The 19,970-nt window shown below is 69.2% G+C and carries 18 protein-coding genes and 1 pseudogene; 15 read left to right on the top strand and 4 right to left on the bottom strand.

The genetic code is table 11. The annotated features are described in order from the left end of the window. Positions 1–19 precede the first annotated feature (19 nt). Positions 20–706 (top strand): annotated as a pseudogene (locus AC07FY_RS23210) (alpha/beta hydrolase); the annotation flags it as partial. Positions 707–1,075: 369 nt separating this feature from the next. On the opposite strand, the gene AC07FY_RS23205 reads toward AC07FY_RS23210, so the two are convergent. Then, on the bottom strand, positions 1,076–1,969 hold the full coding sequence (locus AC07FY_RS23205) for a LysR family transcriptional regulator (RefSeq protein WP_479009127.1): 894 nt from the start codon (positions 1,967–1,969) through the stop codon (positions 1,076–1,078). Positions 1,970–2,068: 99 nt separating this feature from the next. Between AC07FY_RS23205 and AC07FY_RS23200 the strand changes: the two genes are divergently transcribed. From AC07FY_RS23200 to AC07FY_RS23175, 6 genes are all read left to right on the top strand, one after another. After that, positions 2,069–2,434 (top strand): YybH family protein, encoded by a 366-nt coding sequence (locus AC07FY_RS23200; RefSeq protein ID WP_479009125.1) that lies wholly within the window; start codon positions 2,069–2,071, stop codon positions 2,432–2,434. Positions 2,435–2,515: 81 nt separating this feature from the next. After that, positions 2,516–2,668 carry a hypothetical protein gene (locus AC07FY_RS23195; RefSeq protein WP_479009123.1) on the top strand — a complete coding sequence of 51 codons (153 nt, stop codon included), beginning with the start codon at positions 2,516–2,518 and terminating at the stop codon, positions 2,666–2,668. Between the two features lie 175 nt (positions 2,669–2,843). Then, entirely contained in the window at positions 2,844–4,214 is a 1,371-nt protein-coding gene (locus tag AC07FY_RS23190; RefSeq protein WP_479009121.1) for an AI-2E family transporter, read from the top strand. Between the two features lie 562 nt (positions 4,215–4,776). Further along, a complete protein-coding gene (locus AC07FY_RS23185) occupies positions 4,777–5,214 on the top strand; it encodes an ankyrin repeat domain-containing protein (RefSeq protein ID WP_479009119.1) in 438 nt (145 codons plus the stop codon). Positions 5,215–6,201: 987 nt separating this feature from the next. Then, positions 6,202–6,603 (top strand): hypothetical protein, encoded by a 402-nt coding sequence (locus AC07FY_RS23180; protein ID WP_479009117.1) that lies wholly within the window; start codon positions 6,202–6,204, stop codon positions 6,601–6,603. A gap of 125 nt (positions 6,604–6,728) precedes the next feature. Beyond that, positions 6,729–7,700, top strand: coding sequence for a phage baseplate protein (locus tag AC07FY_RS23175; RefSeq protein ID WP_479009115.1), 972 nt, complete (start codon positions 6,729–6,731; stop codon positions 7,698–7,700). Positions 7,701–8,250: 550 nt separating this feature from the next. On the opposite strand, the gene AC07FY_RS23170 is transcribed toward AC07FY_RS23175, so the two are convergent. Continuing rightward, positions 8,251–8,739, bottom strand: coding sequence for an isochorismatase family protein (locus AC07FY_RS23170; RefSeq protein ID WP_479009113.1), 489 nt, complete (start codon positions 8,737–8,739; stop codon positions 8,251–8,253). Positions 8,740–9,024: 285 nt separating this feature from the next. Here AC07FY_RS23170 and AC07FY_RS23165 point away from each other — a divergent pair, with 285 nt between their 5' ends. Then, on the top strand, positions 9,025–9,756 hold the full coding sequence (locus AC07FY_RS23165; RefSeq protein ID WP_479009111.1) for a DUF7873 family protein: 732 nt from the start codon (positions 9,025–9,027) through the stop codon (positions 9,754–9,756). Positions 9,757–10,245: 489 nt separating this feature from the next. Here the strand turns inward: AC07FY_RS23165 and AC07FY_RS23160 are convergent, their stop codons facing one another. Further along, positions 10,246–10,824: a TetR/AcrR family transcriptional regulator gene (locus AC07FY_RS23160; protein WP_479009109.1), complete on the bottom strand. Its 579-nt coding sequence runs from the start codon at positions 10,822–10,824 to the stop codon at positions 10,246–10,248. A 91-nt stretch (positions 10,825–10,915) separates the two neighbouring features. On the opposite strand from AC07FY_RS23160, the gene AC07FY_RS23155 reads away from it, so the two are divergent. The 4 genes from AC07FY_RS23155 to AC07FY_RS23140 all read left to right on the top strand — a co-directional run bounded on the left by AC07FY_RS23155 (position 10,916) and on the right by AC07FY_RS23140 (position 15,076). Continuing rightward, positions 10,916–11,362, top strand: coding sequence for an anthrone oxygenase family protein (locus AC07FY_RS23155; protein WP_479009107.1), 447 nt, complete (start codon positions 10,916–10,918; stop codon positions 11,360–11,362). A gap of 1,142 nt (positions 11,363–12,504) precedes the next feature. After that, a complete protein-coding gene (locus AC07FY_RS23150) occupies positions 12,505–12,849 on the top strand; it encodes a hypothetical protein (protein WP_479009105.1) in 345 nt (114 codons plus the stop codon). Positions 12,850–13,959: 1,110 nt separating this feature from the next. Next, on the top strand, positions 13,960–14,295 hold the full coding sequence (locus AC07FY_RS23145) for a MerR family transcriptional regulator (RefSeq protein WP_479009103.1): 336 nt from the start codon (positions 13,960–13,962) through the stop codon (positions 14,293–14,295). A 307-nt stretch (positions 14,296–14,602) separates the two neighbouring features. Further along, a complete protein-coding gene (locus AC07FY_RS23140) occupies positions 14,603–15,076 on the top strand; it encodes a hypothetical protein (protein WP_479009101.1) in 474 nt (157 codons plus the stop codon). A 263-nt stretch (positions 15,077–15,339) separates the two neighbouring features. Here AC07FY_RS23140 and AC07FY_RS23135 read toward each other — a convergent pair whose 3' ends face one another. After that, positions 15,340–18,456 (bottom strand): tetratricopeptide repeat protein, encoded by a 3,117-nt coding sequence (locus AC07FY_RS23135; protein WP_479009100.1) that lies wholly within the window; start codon positions 18,454–18,456, stop codon positions 15,340–15,342. Between the two features lie 228 nt (positions 18,457–18,684). On the opposite strand from AC07FY_RS23135, the gene AC07FY_RS23130 reads away from it, so the two are divergent. The 3 genes from AC07FY_RS23130 (at position 18,685) to AC07FY_RS23120 (ending at position 19,792) form a co-directional block, all read left to right on the top strand. Beyond that, positions 18,685–18,942 (top strand): hypothetical protein, encoded by a 258-nt coding sequence (locus AC07FY_RS23130; RefSeq protein ID WP_479009098.1) that lies wholly within the window; start codon positions 18,685–18,687, stop codon positions 18,940–18,942. Continuing rightward, positions 18,939–19,319 carry a PIN domain-containing protein gene (locus AC07FY_RS23125; RefSeq protein WP_479009096.1) on the top strand — a complete coding sequence of 127 codons (381 nt, stop codon included), beginning with the start codon at positions 18,939–18,941 and terminating at the stop codon, positions 19,317–19,319. Before AC07FY_RS23130 ends, AC07FY_RS23125 begins: the two co-directional genes overlap by 4 nt. A 170-nt stretch (positions 19,320–19,489) precedes the next feature. After that, positions 19,490–19,792 carry a hypothetical protein gene (locus tag AC07FY_RS23120; protein WP_479009409.1) on the top strand — a complete coding sequence of 101 codons (303 nt, stop codon included), beginning with the start codon at positions 19,490–19,492 and terminating at the stop codon, positions 19,790–19,792. The last annotated feature ends 178 nt before the right edge of the window (positions 19,793–19,970 follow it).

Genomic DNA, 19,970 nt, shown 5'->3' with positions numbered 1-19,970 from the left:
ACACTCGCAGGGGGAATACATGTGCGCTCAGGGACCGGTGGCACCGGGGACCGGGCTGACACCAGCCGTCGGCCGGCCGGGAATCTGGGTGGCCGGACCGGACAAAGGCATTCCGCTGGTCCTCGTACACGGCATCCGGGTCTCCGCCCGGATGTGGGACCCGCACGCCCGCCGCCTGACCCCCCGCTTCCGGATCACGGCTCCTGACTTACCCGGACATGGAACCCAGCGGGAGCGCCCGTTCCGCCTGGAAGAGGCGGTCGCGCGCGTCGGTCTCGCCGTCGAGGAGGCCGCCGTGGCCACCGGCCGCCCGCCCCTCGTCGTCGGCGCGTCCCTGGGCGGATACGTCGCCCCTCGCCTACGGCGCGGCTCACCCCGACCTCGCCGCCGCCGTCCTCGTACAGGGGGCGACCGCCCTGCCCGACCGCCTCACCGGATGGGTCTACCGCACCGTGGCACACGCGATCTGGGGACTGGGCCCCGCCCGGGCCGCCCGCCTCGACGACCGGGCACTGAGGCGCCGGCTGCCCCCCGACAGCTACCGGGCCATCATGGACGGCGGCCTCAGCATGCACGCCTTCGTCGAGGTCGTGGAAGACCTCACTCGGCGCGACTTCCGCGACGTGGCAGGCCGCACCCGACTGCCCGTCCTGTTCGTCAACAGCCGCGGCGACCGACTCTTCCGGGCCCAGGAGAAGGAGTTCGTCCGCGCCGTCCGCACCGGTGGTGGATACGCGAGGCTGGTCCACGTCCGCGGAACGCACGACATGTCGATCAGCGACCCGGCCGCCTTCACCCGCATCGTCGCATGCGGCCACGAACTCCTCTCCGGCGCACGACCCGACGCTTTCTCCCCACCCGGGCGGGCGACATGACCGCCCGGCTCCACGACCGCCGCGGTTTCGGCCGGGCGACAGCCTTCGAACTCGCCCGCCACCCCCACCCGGAGGTGACCCACGCCGCCTGACAGACGTACTCCTGCCGGCCGACCCCCGCCCGTCAGGAGTACCGGGACGGCTCGAGGGCCCTTATCCGGCCCCTCGAGCCGCCCCCACTCATCCGGCCGCCCGCCCGTTCATCGGGGCCGGGACCCTTCGGTGAATGCCTGCCGGCTGTGTACGAGCAGCTCGCGCATCCCCGGGCTGCGCATGTTCTTCCAGACCAGGGCGAGCAATGCGGGTGTATCGACATCATCGATGGTGCGGGCGGTGAGCCGGTCGGGGTAGCTCGCGGCCATGGAGTCGCTGAGGACGGCGACGGCGAGCCCGCGGGAAGCGAGTTCGGCAATGGCGTCCGCGGCGCTGGCCTGCAGAGTGATCGTGGGATGGAGGCCCTGTGTGGCGCAGGCCCGGTCGAATGCCGTGCGCAGGCCGGTGCCGGGGGGCATGCACACGATCGGGTAGGCGATCAGGTCGCGCAGGGTGACTCGCTGCTGCTGTGCCAAGGGGTGCCGGGCCGGGACGGCCGCGACGAGCCGCTCGCTGATGATGGTCAGCGCGTCCAGCCCCTCGGGGGTCGCGTTTGCCGCCCCCACGAGTGCCAGGTCGATGGTGCCCGTGCGCACCCCCTCGACGAGCCGGTCGGAGCTGTTCTCCACCAGCGAGATCTCCACACCGGGGTGCGCCCGATGGAACGCGGCGAGGGCGTCGAACAGCGGGGTGAGAGTGCAGCCGATGACCATTCCGACGGCGAGTCGTCCCCGGATCAGGCCGGTCACCTCGCCCACCGCCTGGCCGACCGCCCCCGCGGCGGCGAGTGCGGCGCGGGCGTGTTCGAGTGCGGCCTTTCCCGCGACGGTGAGGGCGACGGTGCGGGCCGACCGGTCGAACAGCTCGGCTCCGAGTTCCCGTTCCAGCTGGCGGATCTGGGCGCTGACGCCGGACTGGCTGATGTGCACCCGCTCGGCTGCCCGGGTGAAGCTCTGCTCCTCGGCGACCGCGACGAAGTATTCCAGCTGCCTCAACTCCATAACCGCGAATCCTAGTTGGCAGAAGATTCATCTGTTGGAGTTCTGGCCCGTCGGCGGCCACGCTGGGAAGCGTCGAAGCCCGACGTCAGGAGGAATCTCATGCCGGAGTACGAGAAGGCCATGCGGCCCGAGGACATCACCCGCTTGTTCGTCGAACGATCCAACGCCGGTGACGCGGCCGGGGTCGCCGCACTCTACGAAGAAGGCGCAGTGATGGCCTACCCACCCGGCGAGCGGACGGTGGGCCGGGAGGCGATCCGTGCGCTGTGGGAGCAGGTGCTGGCCAACCGGCCCCGTTTCGAGCAGGAACAACCGCTGCCGACGTTGATCAGTGGCGACATCGCCCTCACCTCGACTCCTCCGAAGGACGGGGCCGGCGCGCGGGCACAGGTCGTCCGGCGCCAGCCTGATGGAAGCTGGCTGCGCCTGCTCGATCAGCCCGAATTCGTCCCACCCACCTGCTGACACCTCGCCTCCAGGCAGCGTCAGCGGCGAGTTCGGCGGCAAGATCGATGTGGCGGCGGGGAGATCAGCTCCAAGCTCGGGGTGAGCGTGGGGGCCGGCGTCTCCATCTCCAAGGGCAAGTCCCGGGGCCTGCGTCGTGCCGCTCTCGACGCCGTGCCGGCCAACGCTACCGATGGGCTGCCCGGACCGGACGGCATGGCCGTCGGCTGGTCGAGGGCGGACCGGCAGGCGTGATCACCGTTGAGGCGGGCGTACGGCGGCCGATCCGGGGCATCCGGTCTGCGTGGTGCCAGAGGGCTGAAGAGGAAGCCGCGTACGAGTGCCGTGGACGGCTGCGGTGGCGGGAACCCCAAGTTTGCGAGACCCGATGGTCGGCATGCAGCGATGACGTGAGAAGAAGGAAGCCGCAGTGAACCCACCTCCCACGCTTGAACCGCGCGGATGGTTCGGTCGGGCCAAGGAGGGCGTCGCCCGCCTGAGTGAGCGCCGGGCGCAACTCCATGCCCGACAGGAAGCGGCGTACGTCGAGGCGTGGGACGAGGCCATCGAGATCGACGAGCAGCGCTCCGACCGGCCCGCGGTCCGGGACGCGGCCATGGCGGTGCCCTGGGGCGTGCGGGTGGCCGCCGAGGTGGGCTGGCGTCTTCTGGTGCTCGCCGCCACGGTGTGGGTGCTGATGCGCGTCATCGGCGCTGTGCGCCTGGTCGTCCTGTCCTTCGCCGTCGCTCTGCTCATCACTGCCCTCCTGCAACCGACCGTGGCACGGCTGCAACGGCACGGCCTGCCGCGGGGGCTGGCTACCGCGCTGACCGCGATGTGCGGTTTCGCGGTGCTGGGGCTCGCCGGATGGTTTGTCGTCTGGCAGGTGCTCGACAACCTGGCCAACCTCTCCGGACGCGTCCAGGAGGGCATCGGCGAGTTGAAGCAATGGCTCGTCGACAGCCCATTGCACGTGACCGAAGCGCAGATCAACGACATCGCCGACCGGCTGAGCAGCAGTATCGGGACGAGCACGAGCCAGATCACCTCAACCGGCCTGCAAGGCGTGACCGTCCTGGTGGAGATCATCACCGGGTTGCTCCTTGCGATGTTCTCCACCCTCTTCCTGCTGTACGACGGCAAGCGCATCTGGGAATGGACGCTCAAACTGGTCCCTGCCGCGGCTCGGCCGAGCCTGGCGGGCGCCGGCCCGCGCGCCTGGCGCACCCTCACCGCGTACGTCCGCGGCACGGTGATCGTCGCCTTGATCGACGCCGTGTTCATCGGCGCGGGCATCTATTTCCTCGATGTCCCCCTGGCGGTCCCCATCGCCGTTGTGATCTTCCTGGCTTCCTTCGTGCCGTTGGTCGGCGCCGTCGCCTCGGGCGCGCTGGCAGTGGTCGTCGCCCTCGTCACCCAGGGCGTTTTCACCGCGCTGATGGCCCTGGTGATCGTCCTGGTGGTCCAGCAGATCGAGGGGCACGTACTGCAGCCGTTCATCCTCGGCCGGGCCGTGCGGGTCCATCCACTGGCCGTGGTCCTGGCCGTGGCCACCGGCGGCATCGTGGCGGGGATCGGCGGAGCGGTCGTGGCTGTACCGCTCGTCGCGGTGGGCAACACCGTGGTCGGGTACCTCCGTGCGCGCGTGGTGGCGGGGCCACCGGCGACGACGCCCACGGCCGCAGCCGCCGCCGATGCCCACGTTGAAAACGGCGCCGCTGCCGCTGCCGGTGCTGAGGTGGCCACTGGAGCCGAAGGGCAATCGGGCCAGCGGTCCGGCGGTGACAGCACGAAGGAATGACGCGCGCTGGAACCCCGCCGGCACGATGCCGGGGCGGCGCCGCCACGTCGGGAACGGAACGGCTCCGGCACGGCCGCTTCCCGGGTACCAACCTGCCGGGGCGCTGTTACCCGCACCACGGTGGAGACGTTCACGATGCGGCACGTGGTCGTCAGGACCACGTGTGGAGACCGCCGCGCAGACGTTCGCGCGCTGGGCCAGATGACGAGCTCCAGGCCGCTCCAGGTGAGCGGGTAGCCGTCGACGTCGGTCTCATCCGGATGGCGGGGGGTGGGCGTCCTGGACCCAGGAGGTCCTCGGCGTCGGCCAGCGGCATGCTGCAGTGAAGCGGTCCGGTGCGGCCGGTCCGGGCGAAGCCGACGAGCATGTTCATCAAGGGGCCGACTACCGCCAGCGCCAGCCGGTCGACCGCGGGATCGACAGCCTGAAGCGGCACCGAGCCGTGGCCACGAGAGACGACTCGCCGTCCGCTACGAAGCCCCCATGCCGGTCGCGGTGATCAACGAAACGAATGGATGCGAAGGGCTTTGGCGCCCTTGGGCGATCGCTAGTCTCACCGGTTATGAAGCAACGCCAACAGAAGAAGCTCTCCCGCCGTCTCTTCGAGGCAGTCCTAGCAGGTGACGCCAGGCACACGAGGGCCCTGTTGCGCAGGGGAGCGAGCCCAGAGAGACAGGACAGTCACGGAACCACCCCGCTGTACCTGGCCGCAGTGCAGGGCGAGGCGGAGATAGCGCGCTTGCTCATGGAAGCCGGGGCTCGTCCCGACACCGAGAGCAGCGGCCCCGGTTCGGAGGGCACACCGCTGTGCGCAGCCGCCTGTTGGGGGCACACCGAGACGGTCCGGCAGTTGTTGGCGCATCGTGCCGACCCCAACCTCCGCGAAGACCAGGGCACAGGCAAATCCCCGCTGGACTGGGCGGACAACGGCCCTCACCCGGACACGGCCGACGTCCTGCGGGCAGCAGGGGCTCAGCCCACAGCTCACCCAGCTGCGTAACCGGCGCGCGCCGCGCCCGGCTGCGGCCCGTACCTTCGGCTACCGCCTGCGGGGTGTGTTCGCCGGGTATCCGGAGTCGGCAGATGGCGCCGGTGCAGCGGGGGGTTATGGAGGGGCCAGGTCGTCGGTCTGGGAGGTGCTCGGACATACCTCCGCAGGGTTTTTGCGTGCTGTCCGTGAGGGGGTTCCGCCAAAGAACTCGTGGTGAATAGCGGGGGCACCTGCCCAAGGAGGTGAAGCCTCAGCGCAGGCATGGTGACGGTCCCGTGCTCGCGGCCGTCCGCGCTGGGCGAGCAGGTCGCGGCGCGTGAAATCCAGCCGTGTCGGACCGCAGCCCGTCAAAGCGTCCCGCGGTCCATGTGTCGGCCATACTCGAGAACTGGCGATCCGTCAGTTGCGCATCGGGCGCCTCGCGCCAGTCTCACCGAGCCGGTTCCCGCCACGTGCCGTACCGACCCCGTGCGGCGCACCTGCCCGACCGTCCCCTTTGCATGCGCAGACGACCTGCCTGTGCGCGAGTCGCCCTCCCCGCTCCACTGGCGACGGGCGCGCATTCCAGGATCCTGTGGGTGCCGTGGCCGTGCTATCCGATTCCGGCACGGAACCCTGCCGTTTTCGGCTAGCGGTTGAGGGCCTGCTGTGCCGCCTGGCTGTAGTGCCGCATCTCCTTCGGAGGCAGCGGTTGCAGGGCCGTTCGGCTCGGAGAGCCCAGTATCGATGTCGCATCGGTGGGCGGTCTCAGGGGGGAGTGGGTGAGTTTCCCGAATACTTCAAGCCACTTAGGCGCCAGTCCGATGTTGCCGGTTGCACCACTTCCGCCCGCTTCGAACTCGAGGAACTGCCCCGCTCCCGTCAAGACGCGCATGTCCTATTTGCATTGCTGTTCGCGAATTCACGGGTGCGGTCGGCGCGCTCGTCCGTATAGGTTCGTGCCGCAACCAAGAGAGCCGGGGCCGCTGTTCGGGCCCCGTCAGACAGGAGGCGCACATGAAGTTCAGGTCTACGGCCGCCCGAGCGGCAGCGGTCGTGCTCGGCGGAGTCACCCTCGTAACCGGCATGCAGGGGCAGGCGATGGCGGCATCGACCGTCACCATCTCCCATCCGGGTGGCTACGGTCAGTGGAACCCTGACCCGTCCGGTTCCATACCCGGCGACGCAATCAGGGCCTGCGACAACGCGGCCGACGGCTGGGGCATCGAAGTCTGGCTGGACATCAACCGGAACGGCACCATCGACCGCATCGCCAGCACCCGTGGGCACGACTCCCCGTACTGCTCGTCCTGGGCCAGCGGCAACATCGCCGAAGGCACACCGGTCGACGTGTACGTCCTGCGCCGCAAGGGTGACACCGTCGAGGAGCCCTTCACGGTCTATCGCGGCGTCGCCTGAGACACGTCCCTGAAGGACTGACGGGGCAGGCCGGGCCACTGGTGCGGCCTGCCCCCTCGGCCCCTTCGACGACCCCCACATGTCAGGCAGGACCACACTTGAACCACACGTACGGGAGGACGGGCATGCCCCACGGATCGTTGAGTCGTCGTGCTCTGCTGCGCGCGGGCACTGGAATAGGGCTGACCGCGCTGGGACTGGGGCTCGGGGCCGCGTCCGCCTCGGCCGCGGTGCCCGTGTCGAAGCGCTTCGCCCTGACCGAGCCGTCGTACGACTTGTTCAGGGGCAAGACGCTGCACGACGACACCGTGCAGCAGAGTTTCGCCTTCGACCACGTCAACCGCCGACTCTTCGTCGCGCAGCGCCGCAACGGCACAGCCCAAACCGCCGGTGACCTGTGCGTCACGCAGCTCGACTTCGCCGGCAACCAGCTCGGCCACATGTATCTGACCGGCTTCGGTCACGGCGTCGCCTTCGGAGCTCAAGGGCTGGGCACATCGACGTATCTGTGGACGGAAGTCGACGCCAACGGGAACGGTTATGGTGCCCGCCTGGCGCGCTTCAAGTTCACCAGCGGCACGACCCTGTCGAACAGTTCGTCAGCGCTCACGAAGTTCAAGCCGGTGGCAGCCGCCACCGAACACACCTGTGCGATAGATGCCGTGCACGACCGTCTCGCCGTCCGCTACCACCTGAGCGGAGCGAAGCGCATCGCGATCTACGGCCTCGCGGCCGCCTCGGGCGGCGACTTCAGCAGCCCGCTCGCCGACTTCGCCCAGCCTGCACTGGGCTCGATCTCGGCCATGATCCAAGGCTACGCGGTGTATGGGAGCTACCTGTACCTGTTGACCGGCACCTCTTATGAGGCGAACGGCAACGTGGTGGACTCCGAGATCACCTGCGTCGACGTGAACACTGGTGCAATCAGCCAGGGACCCGTCCTGACCAGGGCCGGCTCAACCCTGACGTTCCGCGAGCCGGAAGGCCTGGCGGTCTATCGGACAGCGGCCGGCGAGGACCGCCTCTTCCTCGGCTTCGCCTCCGGTGACGCGGGTGACCGTCGCTCCAATCTCTTCTACAAGAACGTCCTGGTGTGACACCGAGCGCGATGTGCCGGCGTGGTGTCGGGGGAGTGGGCGCTGACGGCCATGGGATCGATGCTGGCTGAGTGTTCTCCTTCTCTCGCGTCGAGGCATGACGGAAGGGAAGAGCGGCCGCGGCCCGCCGACGCAGAGCGCTCGGGCCGCGGCCGCACTGAGCGTCGAGCTTCACGACCTGCAGGTCTTGCGCGCTTGTCCGGCGCGCGTCGCGGTGGCAGCTGCGAGGGCTGCAACTGACGCAAGGTCGGACCGGATCGTGGTCGTGGCCACGGAAGGAGAGCGACGTCCTGCAGCCGACCGGTCGCCGGGGCATACGGCTGGGCATGGCCCACCGGCACTGCGCCTGGTGACGTGACCGCCCTGCCGAACCGGCCGGTTGCCGTCACCGGCTAACCGCCGGAGGACCACCCGTCTTTCGGCCACCGTGCCGCCCTACACCCCTGCGCGCCGCCTCCTGGAGCCAACGCCGGGGCCCGACGGCGAACGGCAACACCGGGGATGTGGGCGCACACGCTAGGCGCAGCGACCCACGGCCGGCTGAAACCTGTCAGGTGTAGTCGGCGGTGTTGCGTACCTCGCCGAAGCGGGGGAAGGTGCGCTCAACGGTGAACTCGTGCTCGTCCGCGGCGAGGCCGGACATCGCGTCGGCGACGAACTCCAGCCGGTAGCCGTGGTCGGCTGCGGCCCGTGCCGTCGATTCGACTCCCATCGTGGTGACCAGGCCGGCGAGCACCACGGTACCCACGCCGTGTTCGCGCAGCCGCTCGTCCAGCTCGGTGCCGTAGAAGGCTCCGACGGTGCGCTTGACCAGCACGATGTCGCCGCTTTGGACCAGACGGTCGGCGAAGTCGCTGCCGGGCGGTTGCTGGGAGACGTTCGGGCGGTCCACCCGGACGAGCACCACCGGCTTGCCTTTCGCCCGGAATGACTCGGCCAACACGCGGCAGCGGGCGAGCACTTCCTGGCCGGTGTGCGGTGCGAGCGGGAGGCCGATGATGCGCGGCATGAGGTCGATGAGGATCAAGGCGGTGGTCATGGCCCGATCGTAGGGTTCTGCGGGGGCGAGCACGGTCGTTCGGTTCACCTGGCTCCCGGTGCTTCTGCGTCCCGTTGGGCGTTGGCAGCGGCGATGCCGTCGCCACCGACGCGGCGCCCGCCCTCGGCACCGTACGGATAGCCGGCCACGCGCAAGGCAAGGGCTGTGTGTGTACGGCTGCACCGGCGACCCGCACGGAGTCGACTGGACACCCTTCGGCTGGATGGGGCGGAGCAGGCGTTAAATCGGATGTGCGTGCCGCACGGGGGTTGTTAGGTTCACCGTGTGCCGAAGCTGAATCAGATCATCGCAGTCGAAAAGGGCGTCAAGTCCAAGGCTCTCCAGGAGCTCACCCAGGCTCACCAGGACGTGCAGAAGCCCGCCCTGTTGGCAGGCATCTCCCGGACCTACCAGCCCAAGGACGAGGAGGGCGAGCAGCTGCCGCCCGAATCCACGCGGGTGCAGATCAAGGCCGAGGACGCTCTGCGGGCGACGGCCGGGACGCTGACGCGGCTCTTCGACGTGACCGCGACGAAGGACTGGGCGAACCGGTCCGCGGCCGCGGACGTGGTGGTCGACGGTACGGTGCTGTTGCCCCAGGTGCCCGTCCCCTACCTGTTGTTCCTGGAGAAGCAGCTCACCGACCTGCACACCTTCGTGCGCAAGCTGCCGGTGCTGGACGCCTCGGAGTCGTGGAACCTGGACCCCTCGACGGACGCGTGGAAGACGGATCCGGTGCGGACCATCCGCACGAAGAAGGTTCCGCGCAACCACGTGAAGGCCGAGGCCACGGAGAAGCACCCGGCGCAGGTCGAGGTGTACTACGAGGACGTCCCGGTCGGTTACTGGACCACGGTGAAGTTCTCCGGCGCGCTGCCCGCCCGACGGGTCAACGAACTCCTCGACCGCGTCGAGAAGCTCCAGCAGTCCGTCAAGTTCGCCCGCGAGGAGGCGAACAACACCGAAGTCACGGACCAGCGGGTCGGCGACGCGGTATTCGGCTACCTCTTCCGGTAGCCCCCACACACGCCCTCCGTCGCGAGCGGAGGGTGCGCGATGAGCGCAAGCTGAAACTGATGTTGAAGCTGATATGGGGTGTCAGTTGGGGGTTCGAATCCCTCTCCCCGCACCACGTGCGGGGGTGGCCCAAGCCTGGCAGAGGCGGCCCCGTGAAACTCAGATTCTCGCTCCAGTCTCAGTATTCGCCGCCGAACACCGGATCGACCGAGCGCGGGCGAACATCGACGGATGGGGGTTCAAGTCCCCTCGGCGCCTCTCTCGTGGCGCTGTAGTTCAAAGGCAGAACACGTCGATCTCAACATGACCCGCGGATCTTAAACGCCGCCGGTGTGCGCAAATGGGTGGCAAGCTGGAGCCCGGGAGCTGGACATGCTCCCGGGCTCCGTCACGTTCGGGCGCGCGGCTGGTGCTGTGACCGCATGGGTGCACCGGGTTGCTCGTTGCCTGACGTGTCGGCGCTGAGCACTTTGGTCGGCGGGCGATCGGTCAGACCACGGCCAGTCGGGCCACCAGCAGCTCGACCCTCCGCTCGGCGTCCTCCGGCGGCAGCCGTCCTGCCCGGGTGAGGGTAGCCACTCCGTGCAGGGCCGCCCAGAACACCTCGGTGAACAAGCCCGGTTGGACGCCTTCCCCGGCGACCTCGCCGAGAGTCTCCAGCAGGGCGGCGAAGGCGTCCTTCAGAGGCTCCGGGGTGTCCTCGGTCGCGAACGCGAGGCCGCCGTCGAGCTGGAACATGGCGTCGTAGACCGCCGGGTTGCGCTCCGCGAAGTCGAGGTAGGTGCGGGCGATGGCGGTGACCTGGGCGCGCGGGCAGTCCGCGGAGGAGGCCGCGGCCCGCAGCGCTGCGGCCATCTCGGTGGCGCCCTCCAGGGCGACGGCGCCGATGATCTCGCGTTTGCCGCGGAAATGGCTGTAGAGGACGGGCTGGCTGTACTCGATGCGCTCGGCGAGCCGGCGGGTGGTGACGGCGTCCCAGCCCCGCTGCTCGGCGAGTTCGCGGGCCGTCGCCACGATGAGGCGCTCGCGACCCGCCCGTTCGCGCTCCTTGCGTTCCTGTACCGACATGATTCGACCCTAGCACCGCTAGACAATCGAGCGGTAGAAGGTCTAGCGTTGCTTCATCGACTAGCGACGCTAGATATCGGGAGGGGTCGTCATGTTCAACGCACTCGAGGTCTTCACCACCGTGGTCGTCGGTGTGATGGTGGGGGTGGAGTTCTCCGTCGCCTTCGTCGTGAACCCGATCCTCAAAGCACTCCCGGAGGACAGCGGCCAACTCGGCCGCGCTCACGGGGGCAGGATGCTCGGGGCCGTGATGCCGGTCTGGTACATCGGCTCGCTCGTCCTCGTCGCGGTCTGGGCGATTGTCGGCTGGCACCACCATGGCGCCGGCCTGGTCGTCACCGCCGGCGCGCTGCTGATCCTCAGCGTGGTCATGTCGGTCCTTCTGCTCGTCCCGATCAACAACCGGAACAAGACGTGGACCCCCGAGAACCGGCCCGAGGACTGGAAGGAGCAGATGCACCGCTGGGACCGCTTCCACGACGTCCGCGTCGCCGTCATCATCGCCGCCTTCGCCCTGCTCGTCGCCGCCCTGGCCTGACCCCGCGGGCCGAACCGCGTCGGCTGGACGGTGCCGGGGTGGGGGCACGTTGCCGAGTGCTCTTCCTGGCCGGACCGGTCAGGAAGAGCGCACGGTCGGCCGCACGACGTCACCGGCCGCCTGCGGGGGGTGAGCCCCGGCCCCCTGGCCGAACCGAGGAACGTCCTCGGCCGTGACGGTCCGCAGCCGCTCGAACCGGAGCGGGTGACGGATCACGCCGCCCCGGGTCCACCGACCGGTCAGCGCTACTTCGGCCACTCCCTCCGGACTAACCAGGACCGCGTCCAGGACATCGTTCGACCCGCCTGCGGCGGCTAACCGCATACGGTCCACGGATGCCCGGGCTCGGCAGCGGTCAGGTGCCCGGCGATTCGGTGGGACTGCTCCGGGCACGGCGCGACGGTACGGGCGTGTCTGCCGTGTGCGCCGAACCGGAAGCCGCCGTCGTGACGCCGCGGCCCAGGTATGTCTCGACCTCCGTGAAGGCGCTTTCGGCCGGGCGGAGGGATACCGCCTCGAGGCGGCGCTCGACCGGCTGCGCCCCTACCTGAGGCGATGCCGTGAGACCGGGCTGTTCTTGCCCATGGGCGCCCCCGATCCCCGTCCCCGGGAATCACCGCCCGATGGTGTTCATCAGAATGATCGCCAGAAGGTTGGCGAGGATGACGGCGACGACCCCGATGATCATGACCCAGGCTCTGCTCGACTCGTCCAGCTGCATGCGCCACCTCCCGACCCGCGCCCGCACGCGTCACCCTGTCGCGCCGGAGGCCCGTGACACGGACCGGTCCGGCTTCTCCGCCATATTGACCCGCCTGTGGGCGCCCCGCACCTCGGGCAGCACACCGCCGGACGGGGCGCGCGGCGCGCCCCTGCGGACGCGTCCCGAGGCCCGTGCGGGCGATGCCTATACCTGAGGATTCCGGCCGCGTCCAGTCCCGAGTCTTCGGAACATGACCCTGCCGGGCAGGTCGGGCCTACTTGAAGCACGGACCCCACCGGAAAGACGAAGAAGCGGAACGGCAAGACGGAATTGCTCGCCGAGGGCAGTCCTTCTCACCGAATCGTCGACCGGAAAGAGTCCGCCGCTTGACACCGTATGTCCTGTAATTCCACGAACCTCTTATCGCAAGGAGCATGTCATGACCCGCACCGTTCACACCCCCAACGACGTCCGTCCGAAGCGGCGCGGCTTCCGCCTCGCGACCATCCTCGCCTCGGGCGCCCTGCTGTCCGGTGCCGCCATCCTGCCGGCCTCCGCCACGGTGGCGTCCGCGAAGCCCGCCGCGTCGGCCGTCGGCATCGTCGAGGGTCACGACAAGCACGACCACCACGACAAGCACGACCACCACAAGAAGCACAACAAGCACCACGACAAGCACAACAAGCACCACGACAAGCACAACAAGCACCACGACAAGCACAACAAGCACAACAAGCACCACGACAAGCACGACCACCACAACAAGCACAACAAGCACCACTGACAGCGCGACCGGTCACGGTAGGGCGGCTTCCCGCGACGTGGGGCTGATCTCGTGACGGTACTGATTGCGGTTCCCGGTCCGGCCGGGTGGTTGCAGCCGACGCTGACGCCGCCCGGCCGGACCGTCGCATGTCGCAGGGAAGCGAAGAGGACCGACGATGCTCAGTGCGATCCCGTAGCCCGGCTGCTTCCCGGCGGGCCGATCACCGGACTTGCTTGCCACCTCCTGCCGCCCCGCTCACCCTCGGTTGTCCGCAGCCGATTACCTGCCTGTTGGACACGCGAAAATCTATGGTCGCCGGAGTAGACATTCGCTGGTGTCCTGGTTATGGTTTCTCTCGTAGCCCAGAAGACCGCAGGGCCCGGCAGAGACGAACTGCCGGGCAGCAGTACCGCAGAACAGAACAGGTAGTTGTTGTTCGCAGGACGGTGCGGTGACGGAGTGTCGAAGCCAGCGTTGTTGCAGGACGGCGACGGGACTGGTGACCGGACCGGGTGGCCCGCAGTGTCAGGGGCCGCCGTGAGCAGTACCGCGGTCAACGCAGGTGGTAGTACGCGGAAGTGCAGTTCGCAACATCAGCGGTTCACGTAGTTCGCAGTACAGCAGTGAGAGAAGTACCCGCGGTACGGAAGGATCCAGCAGCGAAATACAGGAGCAGCACCTCGGTGAAGGCGTCGGCTGCGGGCGCGCGCACCGGGAGGTTCGGCAGTGGGGTTCTAAGCCAGAGCAGACGCAGGATGGGCGACGGGGCTGGCTGCCGAAGTGGCGCTGGGAGAGGCCACGAGCAGTATCGGTAGGTGCAGTACCGCAGTGCGTGCAGTTTCCAGCGGTACTGGTCAGTGAAGTGATCCCAGAGGGATGAACGGAGGAACGAAAGCGCCATCAGGATCGCCCGGACGCCACGCGAGTCCGGGTACCGCAGGACATCGATAGCGAGGTGGTCTCCGGTCACGCATACGCGATCCCCGCATCCCCGACGAAGCTCAGGTCGGGTCAGCGGAAACAGAAGGCCGGCGCAGCATCAGGGCCGGCAGATGGTGTAGCAGTTCCTTCGGGGCCCGGGTGCCGGCAGGCACCCGGGCCCCTCCACGCGATCCACAGAGAGGTTCGATGACAGCAGACGACACCTTCGGCCGTCTCGATGACGACGACTACCCCGCCTACACCATGGGCCGGGCGGCCGAGATGCTCGGCACCACCCAAGGCTTCCTCCGCGCCATCGGCGAAGCCCACCTCATCACCCCGCTCCGCTCCGCCGGCGGCCACCGCCGCTACTCCCGCTACCAACTGCGCATCGCCGCCCGCGCCCGCGAACTCGTCGACCAGGGCACCCCGATCGAGGCCGCCTGCCGCATCGTCATCCTCGAAGACCAACTCGAGGAGGCACAGCGCCTCAACGCCGAGTACCGCACCGCAGCCGCTGCGAACCCCAAGGCCGCAGCCTGAAAGACGCACTCCGGGCCCGGGCCCCTTCCCGTCCTTCGGCCAGGCATGCCCGCCGCCCGGGGCGCACGACGGTCCGGGCAGTGTCCCCGTGCCTGATCGAGGCGGCGGCCACGGCCGGTGCCCCGGTCGTCGCCGGCGACGCCGTGTCACCGGCGCCATAGCGCCCCCCTCGCCCTCGCTCGAAGCCGTGCACAAGGAAACGTCCTGGCGATCCGGCGCTGGGGGTAGGGTCGCCGCAGCGACAGGCGGCCGAGACCAGGGACCTGACCGACCCCGACTCGTGGTGGCGAGGTGCCGACCCTCAGAGGTGGGAACCCGCCGTGCCCGCGCAGCCACGCCGAATCCCGTAGCAACGCCCGCGTTTGCTGCCTACAGTCGCCGCCTGGCCACCGAGGAGCAGAACCCAGGTCAGCCCGACATCACCGCGATGCTCAAAGACCAGACCAGTGCCTGCGAGGCAGCACGTGACGCCATCGCCGCCGGCGGTGAGGTGATGCTCTACAACGGACAGCCGCCACAGTGGATGGTCCTCGGCATCGCTGCGACAAGGCTGAAACGGTCGTTGCAGATCGGCCTGACGACCCTCGGCCTCGACGAGAGCGTCGAGATCCTCCGAGCTCTGCACCAGGACGAACAACTGCGTACTGGCAACATCGTCGCAGCAGACCGGTCTTGGTTCTTCACCCTGTACTTCGACGCCACCGGGACCGAGCTTCTGGCGTGCAGCGGCGTCAAGAACGAGCGGCCCTCGCGAGGGGACGCTCAGACGCTCCAGCTGTAGAGGCGGCCACGCGTGTTCGCCTCAGACGTTGCGAGGTGGACAACGCCATGCAGCCGAATGTTGATCTCCGCGACCAGGTTCGGACGCACCGGGATCCCATCCAGGAAGTTGCGGGGCTGCCGACCGCGGACGCCCCCGGCAAGGGATGCACTTCGCGGCGTCCTGAGGCCGCACGGTACCGCTGCGCCCAGAGCAGGCGCTGCCAAGTCGCCGAGCACCTGGCCGAGCTCCCCACGTCACGCGCACCGTGGGGGGTGAGGGGGCTACTGGCCAGGCACGGTGAGCCCCTCCCCGAGCATCTGGCAGAACACCGCGATGCGAGGCTCGCTCGTCGGAATCACCGGGACGAGGCTGCGGAGGGCATGGAGCAGCACGCGCACCTGCCCAGGAGGTTCAGCGCCCTCCAGGAATTCCGCGAGGCGCTGCTCTGCCGGTTCCCAGCGCCCCCACAAGCAGTAGGTGAGGACGAGGTGGTCCGCTTCGAAGGCATCGCGCTTCCCGGCGGCGGGAGAGCTTAGAAGTTCCACTACGCGCGTGAGGTGGTGGTCGACGTCCGGGTGACCGAGCGCGGACATGGCGACGGCCGTTTCGTAGTGGGTCCACGCGTCATCGGCGTCGAGCTCGATGGACCGGGTCAGGTCGGCGAGCGCTTCGGCGTAGTGGCCGAGCAGGCGGTGCGCGACACCTCGGGCAGTGAGCGTGGAGGCACTGGCGGGACGGAGTTCGACGGCGAGACCGTAGTCGGTCAAAGCCTCCCCGTAGGAGCCCAGCACGCGATGGCAATCGCCCCTCCTCCTGACGGCCCAGCTGTTGTCGGGACTGATCTCGTGGAGTCGGACGAAGTCGGCAAGGGCCTCCTCGAACCGGCCGGCACGGGCCCGTGCCATCCCCCGCAGGTGGTAGTTCCCCGGGAAGTCCGGGTCGTGCGCGATGGCGTGATCGAAGTCGGCGTGGGCCTCGTCGTGCCGCCCCATCGACTGGAGGGCGAGGCCACGGCCGGTGAAGGCCCAGGCAGATCCGGGGTCCAGCTCGAGGGCGCGCGTGTAGTCCGCCAGGGCATCCTCGTACCGCCCGGCCAGGCGGTAGGTCTCGGCTCTGTTCGCGACGGGCCAGGCACTCTCGGGACTCAGCTCAGCTGCCCGCGTGAAGTCGACCAAGGCTTCCTCGTGTCGCCCCAGTTTGCGGTACGTGTGTCCGCGGCTTGTGAAGGCCCAGACGAGCCCCGGGTCGAGCTCGATGGCACGCTCGAAGTCCTCGAAGGCTTCCTCGTGACGTCCCATCGCCTCGTAGGTGCGGCCCCGACTCGCCAGCGTTTGAGCCTCGTCTTCGGGTGCGATCGTGAGGAGGCGCGTGAAGTCGTCCAAGGCTTCCTCGTAACGGGCGAGCGCATGACAGATGCCGGCGCGTGCGCTGATGGCCGACTGGTGGTCCGGAGCGGATTCCAACACACGGTCGACGTCCGCCAGGGCCTCCTCGTACCTTCCGGCCACGCGATACAGAATGCCTCTGTTGACCAGGCTCATGGTGTCGCTTGGATCGAGTTCTACGGCCCGGGTGTAGTCGGCGATCGCCGCGTCGTCGTCGCCGGTGAGTTGTCGCGTCAGGGCCCGGCCGTACCAGGCGCGCTCGCCCATCGGGTGCAGGGCGATGGCCTGGGTGTAATCGGCCAGGGCCCGGTCGTAGTCCCCGCCGGCGCGATGGTCACGGCCTCGGAGGGTCAGGGCCAATGCCCGGCCTGCGGGGTCGAGGCCCGGGCGGGCCAGGAGGAGCGTCAGGGCGGCGATACCCGGGGCCGTCTCATCAAGAGCCGCGCGCAGTTCCCGAGCCCACCCGGTCAGCTCTGCGGAGTCCGTGTCGAAACCGGCCCGGGCCAGGGCTACGGCCCAGCGGCGCAGGGTGGTGATGCCGTGGTCGTAGGCATCGATGAGTTCGTGCAGCGCGGACGGGAGGGCGACGCGGGGATCGGCGCAGAGCCGGTGGTAGGTCTCCTCCAAGCGGTGGCCGCGCCAGGTGTCGTCCGACCACCACCCGTCGGCCGGGGCGACGGCTTCCTCAAGGTGTTCACGGCGGTCGCGGAAGGCATCGGCCAGCCGGGTGTGGAGCTGCTCCCAGCGGACCGGCGACTGCCTGCGCTGCAGGCGCAGCATCGCTCCGCGCACCACCTCGTGATAGCGGCAGTGGCCCGAACGATCGGTGACGAAGGGCATCGACCGCAGCCAGCCGAACAGTTCGGACGCCTCCTCCTCGACGGCGGCCCGGTACACGTCCTCGTCCAGCTCCTGCGGGAAGGCGCAGGCCAGGGCGGCGGCCCGACGGGCGGGGTCGGGCTCCCACTTCAGGAACCGTTCGACGGCGGTGCCGCTCGGATCCCCGATCTCCTCCACCGTTCCCGGCTGCGCCTCGGCCAGGGTGGAGACGAGCACCGGCAGCCGGCCCGAGAGACGCAGGATCACCTCCACCACCCGCTCGTCGGTGACCCCCTTGCCGGCGAGGAGCCGGCGCGCCTCGGCCTCCGTGAAGACCTCCAGCGGCCAGTCGGTGACCAGGTCGTGCCAGTCCTCCCAGGTACGGGCGGCCAGCCGGGACTGACCGGCGAGGATGACCAGTACGTTCGCGGGGAGTTCCCCGTACCGTTCGGTGCCCAGGACATCGCGCAGCCACGAGTCGAGCATCGGTCCGGTGCGCTCGTAGGTGTCGAAGAACAGCACGATCCAGGGGTACCTGCGCGCCACCTCGCCGAGCTCCTGGAGGAACACCGGGGCCAGCGCGTCAAGGGGGGACAGGACCAGCTCCATGTCACCGTGGCTGCGCAGCCGGGTGCTGAGGAGGACCTTGACGCGGTCCGCGCCGGCCGCGACGTGGTTCGGGTTCACCGCCCCGGTGAAGGCGCCGACTCCGGGAATCATGCCGAGCCCGACCAGACCCAACTGTGAGGCGATCACGCTGGAAGAAGAGGGGGATGCGGACGAAGCAGCGCCCCCCGCAGGGTCCGGCACTGCCATGGCTGCGGCCAATCCCGCATCGGCTTCGTGCCGGCGCTGACGATAGGTGGCCAGCAGTCTGTCGAAGCCCTTCAGCGCCATGCCCTGCTGGGCGAACTGCGCGCTGATGACCTCCATCGTTTCGACTACGTCCGCGACGGACTCGTCCACGTACGCGGTGACCGCCCCCGCCTCGCGGGCGATGGTCTCCAGCTGCCGCACCAGGGTCGATTTCCCGACCCCGGCCGGGCCCCGCACATGGAAGAGGAACTGAGCCGCCTCCTCCGGGGACTGTCTCAGCGCGTCGCGGAACGCGCCGATCTCGCCCTGGCGCCCGATGAAGCCGACGGCACGCCGTCGCCGAATCAGTTCCTGCCTCGAAGGCCCCCGCCCCGCCATCTGTCAGACCCTTCGGTACGCCACCGGCTGTATGGACATGCTGTCGCATGGGGGCGGACACCGTCTGGCGAGCAGGGAAATCCCGGCGAGAGCGGATGGTCGTCATGGCAGCCGTGCCGCCGGACATGGCGTGTTGGGATATCGGTCGAACCACGGCAGGGCTTTGCGCCGCGCTGGACGGGTACGGGTACGTACCCGTACCCTAGGGTCGTGGGAAGGAGCACCACGATGCCCGATGCCAACGTGAGAATCCCCGAGGAAGCCAAGGACCGCCTGGCCGCGATCGCGGCCGCCGAGGGGCTGTCCCTGCGCGCCTACCTGGCCCGCCTGGCCGAGACGATGCTGACCCCGGACGAGCGCGCCGAGCGTGCACAGAAGGCGCAAGCCGTGCTGAGGGCCTGGAACGGGTACGACCCCACCTCCGCCGAGCAGCACGCACTCGACGACGAACTCGACCGGCGCCTCGCGCAGGTGCAGCGCCCGTGAGCGAAGCGATGCACATCGTGCTGGACGAGACGGCCATGGCCGCGGCCGGGCAGGGCAACGTGCTGGCCTCCCGGCTGATCCACCGCGCACACGCGGAGACCGGATGGTTCCTGTACGCGCCGACGTGCGCGCTTGTCGAGGCCGACCGGGCCCGCCCTGGCACTGCTGAGCACCTGGCCGCCCTGCCCGGCATCACTGTCCTGGATCTGGACCTGCCCGGCGCACTCGCCGTCGCTCAGCAGGAGACCTGGGCGGCCGCCCACAGCCGGCATGCAGCGCAGCCCACCGCGGACCGTCCCGATGGCGCGATCGTGGCCACCACCCAGCCGAAGCGCTGGGGAGGCCAGCCGGTACGGATCCTGGACCTCACTCCATGACCAGCCCCAAGCCGGCTCCCCGGTAAAGCGCTACGACGAGACTTCTCGTCTGGTCTGTCCGTGGTGAGTTGACACCTCGCCTGGCTGCAGCAGGGATGCACTCGGGGGCCGGCCGTTTTGTGAGCAGCGCGGTGGACATGGCCCGGCATCATGGCCGAGTGACCACATGGATGCGCTGCTACTGGGACGAGGAAGACACCTGGTTCTACTTCGAGGTCGATGCCGAAGGTTGCGTGAGCCGGCAGGTCGAACTCGAAGGGCCTGAGCTGACACCCATCGCGGCCGCCTCCCTCGCTGAGTGGCAGCGGGCCTACGACGCAGGCCGCCTCGACGAGTACGACAGCGGGTTCGGGATCACCGCCGAGGTGCCCGTCTCGGAATGGGAAGGCCATGACCCCGAACACCTCACTTCCGAGGAGTTCGAGGAAGTCTGGGGCCCTGCCCGTCTCCAGATCGCATCCCGGTCCAGCTGACCTCTGGGCGCTGCGGAAGTTTCTCGGTATGAGGACATGACACCGAGCCGGCAGGGCCGCCTCCCCAGGCCCCCGGCGTGGCAGTGGGGGGGGGGGGGGGGGGGGGGGGGGGGGGGGGGGGGGGGGGGGGGGGGGGGGGGGGGGGGGGGGGGGGGGGGGGGGGGGGGGGGGGGGGGGG

The sequence above is a fragment of the Streptomyces sp. NPDC045967 genome (assembly GCF_056430495.1).
This window is presented reverse-complemented; position numbering and strand designations above follow the sequence as displayed.